General features: G+C 68.3%; 18 protein-coding genes and 1 tRNA gene. 7 read left to right on the forward strand and 12 right to left on the reverse strand.

Going from position 1 to position 13,950, the window contains the following annotated elements; genetic code table 11:
* The 11 genes from RSP_RS03320 to RSP_RS03370 all read right to left on the reverse strand — a co-directional run bounded on the left by RSP_RS03320 (position 1) and on the right by RSP_RS03370 (position 8,579).
* A complete protein-coding gene (locus tag RSP_RS03320) occupies positions 1-840 on the reverse strand; it encodes a head maturation protease, ClpP-related (protein ID WP_011337208.1) in 840 nt (279 codons plus the stop codon).
* Positions 837-2,087 (reverse strand): phage portal protein, encoded by a 1,251-nt coding sequence (locus RSP_RS03325; protein ID WP_011337209.1) that lies wholly within the window; start codon positions 2,085-2,087, stop codon positions 837-839. Before RSP_RS03325 ends, RSP_RS03320 begins: the two co-directional genes overlap by 4 nt.
* Positions 2,087-3,796 (reverse strand): terminase large subunit, encoded by a 1,710-nt coding sequence (locus RSP_RS03330; protein WP_011337210.1) that lies wholly within the window; start codon positions 3,794-3,796, stop codon positions 2,087-2,089. Before RSP_RS03330 ends, RSP_RS03325 begins: the two co-directional genes overlap by 1 nt.
* A 1-nt stretch (position 3,797) precedes the next feature.
* A complete protein-coding gene (locus tag RSP_RS03335; RefSeq protein WP_011337211.1) occupies positions 3,798-4,274 on the reverse strand; it encodes a hypothetical protein in 477 nt (158 codons plus the stop codon).
* Between the two features lie 42 nt (positions 4,275-4,316).
* A complete protein-coding gene (locus tag RSP_RS03340) occupies positions 4,317-5,216 on the reverse strand; it encodes an AAA family ATPase (RefSeq protein WP_011337212.1) in 900 nt (299 codons plus the stop codon).
* A gap of 106 nt (positions 5,217-5,322) precedes the next feature.
* Positions 5,323-5,985, reverse strand: coding sequence for a hypothetical protein (locus RSP_RS03345; RefSeq protein WP_011337213.1), 663 nt, complete (start codon positions 5,983-5,985; stop codon positions 5,323-5,325).
* Positions 5,982-6,560: a hypothetical protein gene (locus RSP_RS03350; RefSeq protein ID WP_017140108.1), complete on the reverse strand. Its 579-nt coding sequence runs from the start codon at positions 6,558-6,560 to the stop codon at positions 5,982-5,984. Before RSP_RS03350 ends, RSP_RS03345 begins: the two co-directional genes overlap by 4 nt.
* A 197-nt stretch (positions 6,561-6,757) precedes the next feature.
* Positions 6,758-7,441, reverse strand: coding sequence for a DUF1376 domain-containing protein (locus RSP_RS03355; RefSeq protein ID WP_011337215.1), 684 nt, complete (start codon positions 7,439-7,441; stop codon positions 6,758-6,760).
* 6 nt (positions 7,442-7,447) lie between these two features.
* A complete protein-coding gene (locus RSP_RS03360) occupies positions 7,448-7,999 on the reverse strand; it encodes a DUF1937 family protein (RefSeq protein WP_023003553.1) in 552 nt (183 codons plus the stop codon).
* Positions 7,996-8,244, reverse strand: a complete 249-nt coding sequence (locus tag RSP_RS03365; protein ID WP_017140109.1) for a hypothetical protein — start codon at positions 8,242-8,244, stop codon at positions 7,996-7,998. Before RSP_RS03365 ends, RSP_RS03360 begins: the two co-directional genes overlap by 4 nt.
* Positions 8,241-8,579 carry a hypothetical protein gene (locus tag RSP_RS03370; RefSeq protein ID WP_011337217.1) on the reverse strand — a complete coding sequence of 113 codons (339 nt, stop codon included), beginning with the start codon at positions 8,577-8,579 and terminating at the stop codon, positions 8,241-8,243. The genes RSP_RS03365 and RSP_RS03370 overlap by 4 nt, the downstream gene beginning before the upstream one ends.
* A gap of 32 nt (positions 8,580-8,611) precedes the next feature.
* Between RSP_RS03370 and RSP_RS22410 the strand changes: the two genes are divergently transcribed.
* The 7 genes from RSP_RS22410 to RSP_RS03405 all read left to right on the forward strand — a co-directional run bounded on the left by RSP_RS22410 (position 8,612) and on the right by RSP_RS03405 (position 13,837).
* Positions 8,612-9,205 (forward strand): helix-turn-helix domain-containing protein, encoded by a 594-nt coding sequence (locus RSP_RS22410; protein WP_227590629.1) that lies wholly within the window; start codon positions 8,612-8,614, stop codon positions 9,203-9,205.
* Positions 9,206-9,650: 445 nt separating this feature from the next.
* Positions 9,651-9,848: a hypothetical protein gene (locus tag RSP_RS03380; protein WP_023003555.1), complete on the forward strand. Its 198-nt coding sequence runs from the start codon at positions 9,651-9,653 to the stop codon at positions 9,846-9,848.
* On the forward strand, positions 9,845-10,177 hold the full coding sequence (locus RSP_RS03385) for a hypothetical protein (protein WP_011337220.1): 333 nt from the start codon (positions 9,845-9,847) through the stop codon (positions 10,175-10,177). Before RSP_RS03380 ends, RSP_RS03385 begins: the two co-directional genes overlap by 4 nt.
* Positions 10,177-10,572: a DUF2312 domain-containing protein gene (locus RSP_RS03390; protein WP_017140113.1), complete on the forward strand. Its 396-nt coding sequence runs from the start codon at positions 10,177-10,179 to the stop codon at positions 10,570-10,572. The genes RSP_RS03385 and RSP_RS03390 overlap by 1 nt, the downstream gene beginning before the upstream one ends.
* Positions 10,573-10,694: 122 nt before the next feature.
* Complete coding sequence (locus tag RSP_RS03395; RefSeq protein WP_011337222.1) at positions 10,695-12,506, forward strand: ParB/RepB/Spo0J family partition protein; 1,812 nt, start codon at positions 10,695-10,697, stop codon at positions 12,504-12,506.
* 75 nt (positions 12,507-12,581) lie between these two features.
* Positions 12,582-12,812 carry a helix-turn-helix transcriptional regulator gene (locus tag RSP_RS03400; RefSeq protein WP_011337223.1) on the forward strand — a complete coding sequence of 77 codons (231 nt, stop codon included), beginning with the start codon at positions 12,582-12,584 and terminating at the stop codon, positions 12,810-12,812.
* Entirely contained in the window at positions 12,812-13,837 is a 1,026-nt protein-coding gene (locus RSP_RS03405) for a tyrosine-type recombinase/integrase (protein ID WP_011337224.1), read from the forward strand. The genes RSP_RS03400 and RSP_RS03405 overlap by 1 nt, the downstream gene beginning before the upstream one ends.
* A 33-nt stretch (positions 13,838-13,870) precedes the next feature.
* On the opposite strand, the gene RSP_RS03410 is transcribed toward RSP_RS03405, so the two are convergent.
* A tRNA-Arg gene (locus tag RSP_RS03410) sits at positions 13,871-13,947 on the reverse strand.
* Positions 13,948-13,950: the final 3 nt, after the last annotated feature.

The raw sequence follows: 13,950 nt of genomic DNA on the forward strand, positions 1-13,950 counted from the left end.
TCAGATGGTTTTCGCGAAGTTCAGGAGGTTCCGCACCTCCGCAGCGACCGCAGCGTCATGCATGCTGGCAGGAGCAGCGCCCGGCTTGCTCCCCTTCAGGGCGGCGAGCAGCTCGCGCGCCTCAGAGCGTGAGACCCCCGCCTTGCTGGCGAGGACGTCGAATTTCCTTTCGGCGCGGGCGGAGGCCCGCCCCTCGTCGGCATCGGACAGGTCCAGCTCGTCCGCCGACAGCAGCCCGTCCGCGAAGCCCTGCTCCACCGCCTGGCCGCCCGAGATCCACGTCTCCCGGTCGAGCATGGCCGAGATCTTCTTTGCATCGATCCCGCTGCGTGCCGCGTAGATGTCGGCCGAGACGGCATCGAAGGGCTCGAGCCACTGCGCCACCTCGGTCAGCGCGTGGCGGTCGCCGGCCGCGAGCACCCAGGTGTTGTGGATCATCAGGAAGCCCGCCCGGGCGATGCGGATCTCGTCGCCCGCCATGGCGATGACGCTGGCGGCCGAGGCGGCGACACCGAGCACCCGGACCGTCACCTTCGCGGGATGCTCGCGCAGCGCGTTGTAGATCGCGAGGCCCTCGAAGAAGTCCCCGCCCGGGCTGTTGATGTTGACCACCACATCCCGGTCGCCGATTGCGCGGAGCGCCCCGCTGATCCGCTTTGCCGTCACGCCGTCGCCCCAGAAGTCCTGCCCGATCACCTCGAGGATCGAGATGCTGGCATCGCCCTCTTCGGCGGCCGATCGAACATCGGGGTTCCAGCGCTGCAGCGCCTTCACGTTCACATCGCTCCGGATGCCGGGCTTGGCCGAGACTTCGGCCTTCGGCAGGTCGCGCATGCTCATGCCTGATTCTCCTTCTGGCCGAGATCGGATAGCGGCGCCATCGCGGTCTGAGCCGTCAGCTCGTCGCCGCCGTCGCGCCGGGAAAGGTTCAGTTTCTCGCGGGCCTCGTTGCGGGACATGATCCCGTTGGAGACGAGCTTGGTCAGAAACTCGGACTTGGCCTTGCTGTCCATCTGGAGGATGCCCTCGCGGTTGAACTCGGCGTAGCGCGAGAGCCGCTCACCCCGGGGCATCAGATCCTTTTGGATCCGCTTCTCGATGCGCCGCAGCACCGGGTTCAGCCCGAGCTCCATCCAGGCGATCAGGATCTGCTCGACGCCCGAGCCCCACATCGTCTGGCCCTCGCCCGCGTGGCCGATCACGATCGGCGGCACCCCGAACCAGCGGCAGATGTCCTCGACCTGGAAACGCCGGGTCTCCAGCATCTGGGCATCTTCGGGGTTCAGCGTCAGCGCCTCGAAGCTCATTCCGGCTTCGAGCACCATCACCTTCCAGGCGTTGTCCGAGCTGCGGTAGGCCTCCAGCATCGTCCGCATCTGCTGACGCTGCTCGGCGGTCAGCGTTTGCCCTGCCTTCAGCACCCCCGAGATCTGCATCCCGTTCGAGAAGAGCTTGCCCGCGCTCTCGTCGGCCGCCAGCGCCGTGCCCATGGTCTGGACGCCGAAGTTGATGGCCGACAGCCCCATGTCCCCGCCGAAGCCGAACCCCTTCACATGGAAGACCTTGTCGCGGGGCAGCACCTCGCTCTTCCCCCGATCAAGGATCTGGTAGAAGAGCTCGCCGTCGCTGTTGCGGATCGGGCGGGTCATGTTGGCCGGCAGCGGCTGCAGCGACGACAGCCGCCCGCCGATGTCGGTCCGCTCGGAATAGCAGTTGCCGTTGACCATCAGCCACGCCACCTGCCCCTCCCAGTGCTCGAGCGCGGTCTGATCGAGGTTCGGCGAGACCGAGAGGACCTCGGCCAGCCGGTCATCCACCGAGCTGCGGGAGCCGTCGCCTTCCTTGCGGTAGACGGCGAGCGGCAGGGCCGAGATGGCCATGGCGGTCTGACGGACGCAGGCCCAGACGGCCGAGAGCTGCATGGCCTTGTCGAGGGTGACCGGCTTGCCGGCCGCGGATGTCCTGCCGAAGAGCCGCGACCATCCCGGGCCGTCCGACAGCGACAGACGCCGTTCCTTCTCGATGTCGTAGGCGGCGCTGCGGACCTGCGCCGGCAGGCGCGCGGCGAGGCGGGTGATGAGGGACATCAGATCACCAGCACCGGGTCGGACAGGAAGTCGTCGAGGCTTGCCGGAGCCTGAGGATTGGTGTCCATCAGCACCGCCCCCGTGAAGAGGGCGATCAGGGGATCGATCTTAGCCACACCTGCAGCCTCCTTCGTTATGTAGACATTGTTCCCGCGCTGCTCGGCCTTCGCGTTGCCGACGCACCATGTCATCATCGGCTGGCCGGCATGCCGGATGCGGCCGTCGAGCAGCCGCCGCTCCAGTCCCTTCACCGCGCCGTTCAGCTTGTAGCCCTGCCCGATGGGTGCGATCCGCGTGGACGGATCGAAGCCCTCGGCCTCCAGCGCATCGACGAGAGCCGCCACGCCATAGGGGTCGAGGCCGATGCAGACGCCGTCCGGAAGCCTGCCCGCGTCCCGCGCCTCGCAGATGATCGCGACCGCCTCCTCGACATGCTCGGCCGCGCCGTCGGTGATCCGAAGATCTCCGGCCCTCTCCAACTCCTCGAGCCGGGGCGCGATCTCCTTGCGGTTCTTCAGCACGTCTCTGACGCACCACGCCCAGCTGCGGGTCAGCCAGATCTTGGTCTCGCGGTGCCGGCCGATGGCCGTGAGGCCGAAGAGATCGTCCGCGCCGCCGACATCGCCGCCGAAGATGACAACCTCGCACTGGTCGAGCAGCTGCGCATAGGTCAGCCCCGGCTCCGCATTCTTCAGCCAGTAGTCCGCCCCGACCCACCGGTCGGAATGCAGGCCGATGCCCATCTCCACGTTGAGATGCTGCGAGGCGAAGAGCGCGAGCTTGTCGTCCCCGCCCTCCTGCGCCTCCACGAACTTCTCGCGCAGGAAGTCGATCGAGACCGACCGCTCGAGGTTCGGGTTCACCAGCCCCCAGGTGCTGTCGTCCATCCATGCCTTGGCGGCCTGCATCTTTGCCGGCAGCTCGTAGAGCACCGGCAGGATCGGCAGGCTCACCTTGCCATCGCGCACGTCGCGGGCCAGCTTCAGCCGCCGCTTGAACTCGCCATGCGGCTGGACCTTCGACTGGGTCGTGATCTCCAGCAGGAAGCCCTCGGGCCGGGAGGCGAGCCCGCCCTCCAGCTCTAGATAGATCGCATCCGCCTTCGACTTGTGGCCGAGAACGTGGGTCTCATCCACGAGGATGTAGGCCGCCTTCGACCCGGTAATGACATCGCCATCGGCCGAGAGGATGCGGATCACCGCGCCCGTGTTCATGTGCACGATCGTCTTGGAGTGATCCTTGACGTCGAAAATGCCGCCCTTTTCCTTGTCGAGCCGCGGGTCGAGCCGGATGATCCCGGCCGCCTGGCGGAAGGCGATGTCAGAGATCTTCTGCGTCTCGGCGATCAGGATCGCCTCCGCCAGCGGGCGCTCGTTGAGGATCACCGCCGTCACGATGATCGCGGCCGAGATCGATGACTTCCCGTTCTTCTTCGGGATCATCACGAAGAACTGCCGGATCATCCGGCGGCGGGTCTCCGGGTCGTAGGCGCCGAAGATGGCCCTCACGAGATCGAAGATCCATTCCTCGCAGACCTCGCCCAGCGTCGGCGTCCCGATCATGTCCGGGACGCGCAGGCTCTTGAAGATCCGCAGCGCCTTGTCCGCGACCGGCCGGAAGAGCGGCAGGTCGGGGATCAGCGAACGGCCTGACGCGAGCCGCTCCGCCCAGTCCGGGCAGGCGGTCGACCAGTCATTGGCGTGGATCATGTCAGTGCGTCCGGTAGACGCCCGGCGTCAGGTCCGGGTCCGAGATCGCCGCCTCTGCCGCGGCGCGGCGCGCGGCCTCCTTCTTGCCGATCGGCTCAGCGGCCGCATCGGCCGGCTGATCCTTCAGGGCCTGCTCGGCCGCCAGGCGGTCCCGCTTCTCCATGATCTTCCCGAGTTCCTTGAGCGCGCCGACATTGCCCTTGTTGGCCTCATCCGCGAGGACCTTCGCCCGCCACAGCTCGAACCGGGTCCGCTGCATCGACGCGGCACGCAGCTCGGAAAAATAATACTTCCGCAAGGTGGGCAGGGAGATGTGCAGCCCCTGCGCGATCTCCTCGGCCTTGTAGCCGAGCGCCAAGCCCATGATCACCTTGTCGGCGTTCGATTTGGACCACTGGTGGGACGGCCGTCCACGACGCCCCGAGGGCAGCGTGACGCAGTCGCCGAAAAGGTCGATTGTCGTTTTTCCGCTGTCCAAGAAAAAAATCTCCGCGTGAGGGGAGCGCGGGTCTTCCTTCCGTCACCCCCTGGACTTTGCACCCACCCCCGGGTGAGGGGGCGCGATGACAACCTCGCCGGGCCGGGGGCCATAGTCGGCCCACCACCTCGCGACGACGGCGGCAATGCCTGCCTTCCGCCGGTCTCCGGCAGCTGCATCGGCCTGGCACCGGCGCACGCACTCTGCCTCCGGCGTGGCCAGCACCACGATCCGCTCGGGGCGCAGGCGATCCGCCCACCATTGCCGGTGATCGGCCCGGGGCTCGGTCAGGATCAGCCACGCGCGCGGCCACCGGCCCCGGGCGCTGGTCCGCATCAGGTCGCCCAGCATGGCGTTCCGCTCCCGCAGCACATCACCGATGCGCCGGTCGCCCTCCTCCGCATTGAGGCGGTCGATCCCGAGCAGCCGGCGCGTGATCTGCTCGAAGCAGATGACCAGATCGTCGGGCCCGGCCGCTGCTCTCACCCACGTCGACTTGCCCGCGCCCGGCGGGCCCACGACGATGGTGAGCGGCACATGCACGGGCCGGAACCAATCGGGCCGTGCCATCGGAGCAGGCGATGCCGCCTGCGGTTGCGCGCGCTCCTCACTCTGCTTCACGCTGTCATGGCAGGACTTGCACAGACACTGCAGGTTGGCGCGATCCCAGAACAGCGCCTCGTCGCCCCGGTGCGGTACCTTGTGGTCAGCCACGAGCTGCGATGTGTTCCCCTCGACCCGGCCGCACATGCGGCAGGTGAAGGCCGCCTCGGTCAGGATCTCCCACCGAAGCGCGCGCCAGCGGGCGGTGTTATACCACGCGCGCCACGGCGAGAACGTCAGGCGAGCCTTGGTCCTGCTGCGGCCTTCACCGCCCGAGAGCGATGCCAGGCGTGCGGGCGCAGAGGCAAGCCGCTGCGGGATCTTCCTGAGCCGCGCCATGTCTGCCTGCCATGATGAGGGTGCCGGAACGAGAAGCGCCCGGGGAGCATCTGCTCTCCGGGCGCCATTCGGTCCGCCTGCAAAATGTCAATGCAGTGAGGTTCTGTCAACGGCCTTGTTCGCGCCATGGCGACATGGGCGGCATGTCTGCGGTCAGTTGGACCGTCGACAGAATGTCGAGCGTGCGCAGCTCGTGGCCGAGATGCAGCAAAGCCCCCCACCATGTGAGCCACTCGCGCCGCGCGGCGGCAATCTGGGCGTGGCTCGGGGCATAGGTAACAGGACAGGCCTCGACCGGCCGGACGACCCGACGCCCGCGGTGCACCGTCACGATCTCATCCACCACCTCGATCCGCGCGAACATCCCGTGCTTGGATCGGCGCCAGTCGCGCGGCACACAACGCGGGCGCGCGTCGGGCATCCAGTCGGGCCGCAGGCCGGCGCGCGCGAGGGTGGCGATCTTCACCGCCATGCCGCGCCCGCCATGCTCGGGTGGAAGCGCCGCCACGGCCGAGGCGATCATCTCGGCATCGTCAGCCGGAAGGGAATGCCCGCCGCCGTCGATGCGGCACCCGATGGCGCCCCGCTGCGCCACCAGCCAGGCCGACGAGACGGTCCGGCGATAGCTGTCCGGTGCGGCTTCTTCCGCGAAGTCGACGCTGGCGCACTCGGTCTGGAACGCCCAGACCAGCGCGCGTTCGATCGACATCTCTCGCCGCGCCGGCGCCACCGGCTCCGCCCGCCGCAGGTCCACCGCGCGCCCGATCATGCCGCCGCCCCTTCCTTGCGGGCGCGGCCGGCATCCACCAGCGCGCGGGCCTGTGCCCGGTCGCGGAGATAGAGCTCGAGCCAGTCGCGATCCTCGCGGCTGGCCGTCTCGCGGTCGATCCGGTCACGGATCAGCTCGCAGCGCCGGGCGTTGTCCTGCGCCTCATCCCGGATCTCGCGCAGGTCCATCGCGAGCGGCGGGCGGGGGTGTTTGAGGAGCCAGCGGTAGAGCTCCACCAGATGCCCGCCGGCCTCGGCCTTCGGCCCCTCGACCGAGGCGAGCCAGCTCGAGACCAGCCGGCGTTCCGCCGGCGGCGGCTCCTCGATGGCCCGCGCGAACTGCCGGATCAGCACCTCGGACGGCCAGACCCCATCGGCCGCGCTGTCGATCAGCACCTCGGCCAAGGTCATCAGGTTCTCCGCGCCCATGTAGCCCAGCTGCTCGCAGAGCCTGGCCATCGCCGCCTCGTGCGCCGCGGCGGCCGTGCCGCGCCGCCTCACCATCCCGGCCTGCTCCAGCCGGTCCACCACCAGCGCCTTCACCCGCGCTCGCTCCTCTGCCTTCGTCATGGCCATCCCTTTCTCAGCCAGCCACGCCTGCCGTCTCGCCACCGCCCGATCTTCTCACCCCTGCAGAAGGGATGTTTTGTCAGGTTCTGTTTTGTCGGGTCCGGTCCTGTCCTGTCCTGTGGGGCAATTACAGTTCCGGCCCTGAAAATTGCTGTAAATGACTGTAAGGATTGCAGTCGATTACAGTCGATTACAGCTGTAAATCACTGGACCTGCACGAGCTTGGGCCCGCCGCGCGTGGCCTCGAAGGCCGCGCGCACATTGTCCGTCGTGATGTAGAGATCGCGCTCGCCGAGCCAGTCCGCGATGGCGATCACCACGTCCGGGCTCTCGGCCGCGCGCGAGCATTTGATCTCGATGAGCTTCTTCTTCACCCGCGTCCGGGCCACGGCCTTCGAGCCTTCCGTCCGCGCCTGATCGCGCCCGCGCTTTCGGCGGTGCATGTCGCGGGCGATGCCCGCGATCATCACATGGCCGAGCCGCCGGTTGGCGGGCGCATCCTCCTGGTTCGAGATATGGGTCTCGCGCCAGCCGTAGAGCGCGCCCTCGCGCGCCGCGCGCCAGCTCTCGAGATCGGCGCCATAGCCGGCAAGCCGGGCGAGCTCAAGATCGTCGTCGGGCAGCGTCCCAGCCGGGTCCTGCCGGAACGCCTCGCACCAGAGAAGGAGCGCGGTGCCGATGTCGGCGCGCCGGTTCTCCGCGAGCGCTCGGGCGACGAAGCGGGAGGTGAGGAGGCGGTTGATGTGGAGCGGCACCCATTCGTGGCTCGAGAGCGTGTCGCCGAAGGCCAGCGGATATTCCCAGAATTCGCCGACGATCTCGGTCGCGGGCTCGGTCAGTCGGTCATGCGGCACGGGCACCTCCCGCGGCGCGTCGGAAGCGGTCACGCTTCGTCATGGCAGGCCTCCATAGATGAAGACGGGCACCTGGGCGGCGAGGGCGGATGCGACCTCGTGCCGGATGCCGGTGGAGTCTGACCAACCGCGGATCTCGGGGACCACGACGGCGGCGCAGACAGTGAGAAGGGGACGACACCAGTCCTCCCAGAGGGCCAGAGCGAACGGGTCGATCCGGAGCCGGGGGAACATGGTGGCATGGAGCGCGGCGGCCGAGAGCACCACGGGCGAGATCGCCGTGACGCCGACCTCCAGTAGCCGCGCCACCTCGCGCGCGGCGTCGGCCATCGCGGCCTCGGACAGATCCCGCGACCAGCGGCCGTCCGGGCCGACCGCGCGGAGCGTGTAAGGGCTCGCCAGATAGACGGGCCGCCCCCAGCGCGCATGCCGCGCGACGAGCGCCGGGGTCGCGCCCCAGCGCAACAGATCCGCGCGCCCTGCAGGATGGCGCCGCAGCGCGGCCCATTCGCTCGATCGAAAAGCGCCGGAGGCCGCAGCCCCCGGCGAAGTGGCCGCGTCCTGTACAGGCAAGGGCGCGGCGGCGGTCACAGAAGGCTCCCGACGGCCGTGGCGAGGATCGCCGATCCGGCGAGCACGGAGGGGACGAGCCACCAGCAGGAGGGCAGGCGGCAAGGCGAATGCTCCTCGCTTTCGTCATCGCGGTGCAGCCATGTCTCGGCCAGCCGGGAAGAATATTTCCGCGACTGTTTCTTGAAGTGCAGATGGTTGCAGAAGGCGCGGAAGGACCGCGCCTCGTAGAACCGCTGCATGAGATACCAATAGACCCGCCTCATCCCCGTCCCTCGATGATGCTGAAGATTTCCTCGCCGCAGGCGATGGTCATGACCGCGAAGACATGGCGCAGCGCCGCGTCGTTCTCGCATTGCAGCCAGTTCCGGACCTGCCGCTCGCTCACGCCGAGCACCGGCGCGGCCTTCGCCGCCAGATCCCGCTCCGAGGAGGCCGGGAAGGCCCGCCACAGAAGCCCCGCGAACCTTTTTCGGCTCGCTCGGGCATGAACGTCACTTTGGGCAAGATTTTTCCGCATGTTCACTCCATCTTCTCCCTTGGAGAGGGTTTTCGATGACGAAGCGATTTCACGACCGGAGAGGGGGGCGGCGTAGAGCATTACGCCGCCCCTCTAACTTCGCTGGACCGGTCGTGGACGGCCAGCATCCATTCTGCGGTCGCAAACGTCAGGCCTCGAGCGGCGGCAGCTTTCACGACTGCGGCTTGCCAGTCAGCAGGAACACGTCCTGCCCTCGCCCACTTGTGGACTGCCTCCACATTCGCGCCGACTTCAGCGGCGAAGGCCCGGCGCGTCGGCCAGCAAGCGATCAGCTTTTCGATCAGGTTCTCGGTCTGCATGCCGCATATTCTGGACAAAACATCCAGAAAGACAAGATGGAAGAAACTTCAATGGGCAAACTTTCCATTTGCCGTCAAAATGTGCCCATGAAATCAATGCCTAGCAGGCTCCCCAAGATTGATCAGGCTGGCGTGGCGCGTCGGCTGGAGGCCCTAAGAGACGCACTTGGTCTCGATAAGGGCGAATTCGCACAATCGTTCGGCCTCGATCCTTCGAGCTACTCCAAGGTGTTGCAGGGCAAGAAGCCGCTTAAGTCCGAGTACGGCCATGCCATAGCCGAAGGCTGGGGCGTCAGCATGGACTTTATCTATCGGGGCGACATGTCCCGGATCGACGAGACTTTACGAACTAAGGTCATGCAGAACCTCACCGCACCCATGCGATAGAGGCGATCAATCGACATTCCGGAAGCATCGGCAAGCGCGAACAGCAACCGGTCTCCTGCATCGAGTCTCATCCCTACCCCTCTCGTTCACATGCGGTTCTAGGCAAGCTATGGCCATCACAAGGCCATTTCGGTCAGTGCCAGGTCGGGGATCGTCGTATGTCGCAACGGCGAAAATCCGCGTCCTAGTGAAAATTCTCTTTTTTGCTCGCATCATACGATGACGGCAAGCGCAACCCTCGGCCACTTCTGACGCCTCTGAGTTCTGCCACTCCACGGCCAAGGCTTCCCCACCTGCCGCTGCGGCCACTTCAGCTCATCAATGACCTCTCGGGAGCCTACGTAAGCGGCGCTTCTCAAGTAACTGGACGTTTCGTCCATCAATAAGTTGACGATGGAAGAAATGTCCAGCATGTTGAGACGTGCTTACTTGCATGGAGATCCTCATGCCCGCCACCGCTATCCGTTACCCGGCCTCCGCGCCGGTTGCCCGCTTCGCCCTTCTTGACCTGACCGAGCCCCAGCTGCGCCGGCTGCTCGCGGCGGCCGAGGCGGGGCTCCCGCAGCTCGAGCCCATAGACGACGAGACCGAGGCCGAGCTCGCCGCGATCCTCGGCCAGGCGCGGGAGGCGCTCGGGGCATGAGCCGGATCCTGCCCCTCACGCCCCGCAATCTGAATGCCGCGCGCCATCGTGCCGAGCACGCGCCCACGCCCGAGGTCCGCGAGGCCGCGAGCCGGCTGCTGACGGAACACGAGCTGGCCGTCGCCACGGGCCGCCCGCTGCACCGCGCCCGGCCGCGGCCCGCCTTCCGGACGAGCAGGCCCAGCCCGCTCGGGTCCAGGCTCACCGGCTTCCTCGTGGGGGCGCTCGCGCTCCTGGGCTTCCTGTTTGTCGCCACGGTCCTCTGGGCGCACGCTACCGACGTGGCCGAGACCATGCGCCAGCAGGCCAGCGCCATGCGGGGCATGTGATGGAGGCCGCCCCGCATCCCGCGCCGCGGTCCGGGCCCGTTCCGGTCGAAAGCCTCAACGCGGCCGACCTCGACCGCATGGCCGCGGCCATCGACAGCGGCCGGATCCGCAGGCCGCCGATGAAGGAAACGCCGGCCGACCGCGCCGTGGCCGAGGCCGCCTATCAGGTCGCGGCCGACGAGCTGCGGCAGTTCATCGAACGCTACGAGCAGCTCGAGGCCGAGAAGAAGGAGATCGGCGGCCAGCAGAAGGAGCTGATGGCCGAAGCGAAGGGCAGGGGCTACGCGCCGAAGATCCTCAGGATGATCGTGGCGCTCCGCAAGCGCACCCCCGACGACATCGCCGAGGAGGAGACGCTCCTCGAGCTCTACAAGGCCGCGCTCGGCATGGCCTGACCCACCCCCGGCGCGGCGGGTCCGTCCGCGCAGCTTCCGTTCAACCTGCCCGGCGCCTCGGCGCCCGGGTTCATTCCCGCGCTCCGGCGCGCCGGAGAAGAATTGCATGAAGGGCATCCCGCATGGCTAAGGACTTCATCTTCCGAGGCGATCTGCGCCTCATCCCGCTCGCCGAGCTCCGGCTCTCGCCCCTCAACAGCCGGCAGGAGATCGCGGCCGAGGAGGTCGAGGCCATGGCCGAGAGCCTCGCCGTGGCGGGGCTGCTGCAGAACCTCATCGGCCATCTGACGCCCCAGGGCGTCGAGATCGTGGGCGGCGGCACCCGGCTCCGCGCGCTGCAGCGCCTCGCGGCCGAGGGCTGGAGCCGGCACCCGGATCTCATTCCGATAGATCCGGTACCGGTGAAGGTGACGGCCGACCTGCAGGAGGCGGTGGCCTGGGCGGGGACCGAGAACAGCGCGCGCTCGGCGCTGCATCCGGCCGACGAGGTCCGCGCCTATGCCGCGATGCGCGACCGCGGCGCGAGCCTGTCGCGGATCGCGCGCAGCTTTGCGCGCTCCGAGGCCCATGTCGAGCGGCGCCTGAAGCTCGCGGACCTGCCGGCCGAGGCGCTGGCGGCGCTGCGGGCGAACGAGATCTCGCTCGAGATGGCGAAGGCGCTGACGCTCGCGCCGAGCGGCGAGCGCTGCCTCGAGGTGCTGGGATCGGTGCGCGGCCGCGACATGCGGCCCGAGCAGGTCCGGCGCGAGCTCACGCCCGGCACCGTGCCCTCGACCGACCGCCGCGTCCTCTTCGTGGGGCTGGAGGCTTACCTTGCTGCCGGCGGAACCTCTCAGCGCGATCTCTTCGCCGACCGGACGCTGCTGGAGGACGAGGCGCTCCTCGACCGGCTCTTCGCCGAGAAGGGCGCGGCCGAGGCCGAGCGGATCCGCGCGGAAGAGGGCTGGGAATGGGCGACGTGGGTGCCGGAGGAATATGTCTCCTGGACCGTCACGCAGAAGCTGGTGCGGCTCTACGCCCGGCCGGGGAAGCTCTCGGACGGAGAGGAAGCGGAGCTCGCGGCGTTCGAGGAGCGCGAGGCCGACGACACCCTCGACGAGGCTGGCCGCGCGCGGCTGGCTGAGCTCGAGGCCCGGCGGGAGGGCGGCTTCACCGACGCGCAGCGCGCCTCGGCCGGGATCTTCGTCTATTGCAGCAGCCGGGACGGGCTCTCGGTCGAGCGCGCCTATCAGCAGCCGCGGGCGGTTCCGCGTGGCGCGGCCGAGGCGGCGCCCGACCTGCCGCAATCGCTGATCGAGGACCTGCACCGGATCCGGCTCGGGGCGCTGCAGGCGCGGCTGATGGATCAGTCCGAGCTCATGCTCGACCTTCTGGCATGGTCGCTCGGCGGCGGCCTCCGCCCCTGGGCGCGCCCGCTCGCGATCTCGCCCACCGATCAGCCCATTGTGCCGGAGAAGGGGGAGGGCACGAGCTACCCACCGCGGCTGGCGGCACGGATGGAGCCGAACACGAGCCTCGGGCCGGACGGCACCCCGGCCGAGTTCGAGGCCTTCCGGGCGCAGGGCAAGAAGCACCGCAACCAGATCCTGACCGAAGCCCTCGCTCGAACGTTCTGCACCGGCAGCTCCGGCCTCTCGGCCACGCTCGCGCGCCAGCTCGGGGTGGAGGTGCGCCGGATCTGGACGCCGACCGCACAGGGCTTCCTCGGCCGCTGCAGCGCGAGCTATCTCGACCGGCTCTGGGGCGAACTCGTGCCGGCGGCCGAGGCGGATCAGAGCTTCCAGAAGCTGAAGAAGGGCGAGAAGGCGAAGCGCCTCGAGGCGCTCTTCGCCGATCCCGCCACGCGCGAGGCCCTTGGCCTCAGCCGCGAGGATTGCGCGAAGATCGACGCCTGGGTGCCGGCGGAGCTCGGCTGGCCGGAGGGTGACAAATGAGCGCGGAGAAGGAACAGGTGCGCGCGGCGCCGCCGGTGGGCGTGCTGTGTCGGGCGCTGAGAGGGAGCAGGGGCCATGAGCGCTAAATCGTCTCTCACTTTCGCACCGCGGTTGCTGCCGGCGCCGCAGGCCGCGGCTTATCTCGGTGTCAGTGCGACCACGTTGCGGGGGCTGCCCATCCCGCGCAAGGTGCTGGGCGGGAAGCGGCTCTATGACCGGCTGGAGCTCGAGGCCTATGCCGATTCCCTCTCCACCGAGGGCGAGGTGAAGGCAAACTCATGCGACGGCGCCTTCGGGATCACCTGATGCTGCCCCGCGTTCACAGGGTCAGGCGCGGCGGGACGGTCTACAAGTACCACCGCCGCACCCGGAAGGAGCTGCCGCGGGACGTGCCCGAGGACGATCCGCGCTTCGTGGCGGCATGGCTTGCGGAAGAGCAGCGCGCGCCGACCGTGCGCTCGCGGAGCCAGGCGGGAACGATTGCCGCCGCCTGCGAGGCCTATCTTGGCAGCCGCTCCTATCGCGAGCTCTCGGACGGATACCGGCCGGTGATCCGGCGCCACGTCGAGCGCATCAAGGAGCAGGGGGAGAAGGCGCTGCTGAAGGATCTCCTGCCGCGCCACATCCGCGCCGATCTCGAACCGCTGTCGCCGCCCGTGGCCTCCTCGCGGCTGAAAGCCTGGAGGAAGCTCGCGGAGTTCTGGCTCCTGAAGGGGATGCTGGACGCCGATCCGAGCGAGGGCGTGAAGCGCAAGAAGATGGGAAAGGTGGCCGGCTTCACGGAGTGGACCGCCGAGGATCTCGAGGCGTTCCGCGCGCGCTGGCCCATCGGTACGGCGCAGCGGCTTGCGCTCGAGCTCTATCAGTGGACGGGTGCCCGGTGCGTCGACGTGATCCGCCTCGGGCCGCAGATGGTGGGGCGGGACGGGGTCCTGACCTATGTGCAGCAGAAGACCGGCAATCCGGCCCATGTGCCCTGGACCTGTCCCGCCTTCGGACTCGAGGAGCAGCGCGCTGATCTGATGCGCTGCCTGCCGGTCGGATCGCCGGTCTACATGCTGACGGAATACGGCAAGCCCCGGACGCAGAAGGGCGTGAGCCAGTGGTTCTCGGCCGCCGCGCGGGAGGCGGGGCTCGAAAGCCGGACCGCGCACGGATTGCGCAAATACCGCATGAACGCCTTGGCCGAACATGGCGCTTCCGTGCTCGTCATGCAGTCATGGGTGGGGCACACGACTCTGCTCGAGGTGCAGGAATACACCCGCCGGGCCGACCGCCGCCGGGTGATCTCCGGAGGGCACCCTGTAAAACGCGACCCTGCGGGAGCGTAAACATCGGGGAATGTCAGCCACTTGCGTGGCACATGGCGGGCCCAGAAGGACTCGAACCCTCAACCTGCCGATTAGAAGTCGGCTGCTCTATCCAGTTGAGCTATGAGCCCGCG

Source organism: Cereibacter sphaeroides 2.4.1, assembly GCF_000012905.2.
Lineage (GTDB): Bacteria > Pseudomonadota > Alphaproteobacteria > Rhodobacterales > Rhodobacteraceae > Cereibacter_A > Cereibacter_A sphaeroides.

Excerpts from the sequence above, each read along its gene's own strand:
- RSP_RS03320 (WP_011337208.1), bottom strand. The coding sequence starts at position 840 with ATGAGCATGCGCGACCTGCCGAAGGCCGAAGTCTCGGCCAAGCCCGGC.
- RSP_RS03325 (WP_011337209.1), bottom strand. The coding sequence starts at position 2,087 with ATGTCCCTCATCACCCGCCTCGCCGCGCGCCTGCCGGCGCAGGTCCGC.
- RSP_RS03330 (WP_011337210.1), bottom strand. The coding sequence starts at position 3,796 with ATGATCCACGCCAATGACTGGTCGACCGCCTGCCCGGACTGGGCGGAG.
- RSP_RS03340 (WP_011337212.1), bottom strand. The coding sequence starts at position 5,216 with ATGGCGCGGCTCAGGAAGATCCCGCAGCGGCTTGCCTCTGCGCCCGCA.
- RSP_RS03345 (WP_011337213.1), bottom strand. The coding sequence starts at position 5,985 with ATGATCGGGCGCGCGGTGGACCTGCGGCGGGCGGAGCCGGTGGCGCCG.
- RSP_RS03350 (WP_017140108.1), bottom strand. The coding sequence starts at position 6,560 with ATGGCCATGACGAAGGCAGAGGAGCGAGCGCGGGTGAAGGCGCTGGTG.
- RSP_RS03365 (WP_017140109.1), bottom strand. The coding sequence starts at position 8,244 with ATGAGGCGGGTCTATTGGTATCTCATGCAGCGGTTCTACGAGGCGCGG.
- RSP_RS03370 (WP_011337217.1), bottom strand. The coding sequence starts at position 8,579 with ATGCTCTACGCCGCCCCCCTCTCCGGTCGTGAAATCGCTTCGTCATCG.
- RSP_RS03380 (WP_023003555.1), top strand. The coding sequence starts at position 9,651 with ATGCCCGCCACCGCTATCCGTTACCCGGCCTCCGCGCCGGTTGCCCGC.
- RSP_RS03385 (WP_011337220.1), top strand. The coding sequence starts at position 9,845 with ATGAGCCGGATCCTGCCCCTCACGCCCCGCAATCTGAATGCCGCGCGC.
- RSP_RS03390 (WP_017140113.1), top strand. The coding sequence starts at position 10,177 with ATGGAGGCCGCCCCGCATCCCGCGCCGCGGTCCGGGCCCGTTCCGGTC.
- RSP_RS03395 (WP_011337222.1), top strand. The coding sequence starts at position 10,695 with ATGGCTAAGGACTTCATCTTCCGAGGCGATCTGCGCCTCATCCCGCTC.
- RSP_RS03400 (WP_011337223.1), top strand. The coding sequence starts at position 12,582 with ATGAGCGCTAAATCGTCTCTCACTTTCGCACCGCGGTTGCTGCCGGCG.
- RSP_RS03405 (WP_011337224.1), top strand. The coding sequence starts at position 12,812 with ATGCTGCCCCGCGTTCACAGGGTCAGGCGCGGCGGGACGGTCTACAAG.